Genomic DNA, 1,930 nt, shown 5'->3' with positions numbered 1-1,930 from the left:
AACGCCTTCTTAACATAGTCCACAAAATCTTTGTGTTCCTTTAAGAAATCCGAGCTTGGATCATACTCAGCATTTCTTGAAACAACAAGTCTTTCAATCAAGCAACAAATGTGTACGTACAATCCAAAACAAGTTCGATTGCTGAAACGAACACCAACATACTTTTGTAAAACATCAATCGCATTGGCAACCTGCTCTAATAGTTTTGCCGGATTTAATATCGTTAGTGCATTCATAATATTACTCAATGAGAAATTATGCAGAATATTTTTATCAAACAAAGACAGCTGTTCTTCATCCATATAATCCTTGAAGTATTGATTGAAATCACCAAATGTATCTTCAATAATCAAATCTTCAATACCCACAAATGGAATGTCCTCCATATTTGGATCTAACGTTCCAAGTACACATAAAACATCATATTCTTCAAATACATTGTTCTTTTTACCTAATTCAATCAATTCCGAATAATTCAACGTCTTCACATCTAAATTGATTCCATCTGGAAAAGATTGTTCCAACATCGACTTTAATTTCTTGGCCGTACCCAATCCACTTGCGCAAGAACATAGAATGACTGGCTGTTTTTGTTGATGCTTTTCAATATGATACGCAAAATTGACACGGAAAGCATCAATCGTTTTTTGTAATATGCTCTCCATCTCTACATTATTACGAATTCCATTTCCAATTTCTAAAGCGATTGGAGTACTCACATTGTTGATAATTCCAATATTCGCATTCTCTATATGCAAACCTTTATAAATATCTTCCAAACTACCCATATCCACTAATAGATACAATTCTTTGACCTTGCCAATACGATCCAAATAACGATTCAGTTTCTCAATCATTGTAGCCGTATCAATATATAAAGGCATATCTAGCGCATCAAATATATATTGTCCTAAGAAACGATTGGCTGCATCCGCAATACTAGAAGCCGTAGAAAAACCATGTGATAGTACAACGGCTGCTTTTTGAGAAAGCCTTGAATCTTTTTGTACATTATAAACATAGAAGATAAATGTACAAATAATAATGGAATACATATCCATTTCTAGATAGGACTTTAAATACGTACAAATTTCTAAAGATACATTGGTCGCTCTAAAAAATTCTTCCTGCAACAATTGATATAAATCATCACACTCTTCTTCATGTTTTAAAAACCAGCTTCTTAAATCATGATATTCATGATGAATCTCATCTAAATAAGATGCGATAGCTAACGTTTCATTATTTGTGATTTTTAATCCATACCGCGATTCAATCAAGTTAAAGATATGCTGCACACCACGATTATAATAATCGACCTGACTTGATTCTTTCTTTCTAAAGATCAAGTTATCAAAATATTTTTGAACATAATTCTTTTCTTTTGCCATAAAATCCGCCAAGCTTGTATGTTCCTCTTTATATTTTCTAAAACTAGTCAATAGACTATCATTCAATTGAAGAATTTCTTTTGTACCATTATAGTACCCCTGCAAATCATCCACATATATATATTCATCATCGTCCAAGACCGTTTTTTGATTCGCATAAACCTGCTGTAAAAGATCTTTAGGCAAACTATCCAAATGAATCACTAATTCGTCATTGACCTTATCAAATAAAGAATTGATACAACAAGACTGCACACTACTCTTTAATTGACCAATATTACCTGGCATCTTACTTTGTAACAGCGCATTATACACTTTACTACTCACCTTGATCTGGCAATTTAAACGTTTTTCTTCCCGACTAAAAATATCATACAACAACTCAATACGCTCTTGCGTACCTCTTTGTTCAAGACTAGGAATGGTGATTGTCATGGGAATACGTCGCATTAATGTTTTTAACAACACTTTATCCGGATTTTCTGTAGTCGCAAATACAATACGAACATTAGACTTATACCACTTTTCATTATCACCCA

Annotated in this window: 1 protein-coding gene; it reads right to left on the bottom strand. The window is 33.0% G+C overall.

Annotated elements, in window-relative coordinates; genetic code table 11:
• Positions 1-1,930: sigma 54-interacting transcriptional regulator (locus ACZQCL_RS09120; RefSeq protein ID WP_482482942.1), on the bottom strand; the 1,930-nt coding region annotated here is incomplete at both ends.

The organism is Holdemanella sp., assembly GCF_056804935.1.
The sequence above is the reverse complement of the archived record's forward strand: the minus strand, read 5'-3'. Positions and strand labels throughout refer to the sequence as shown.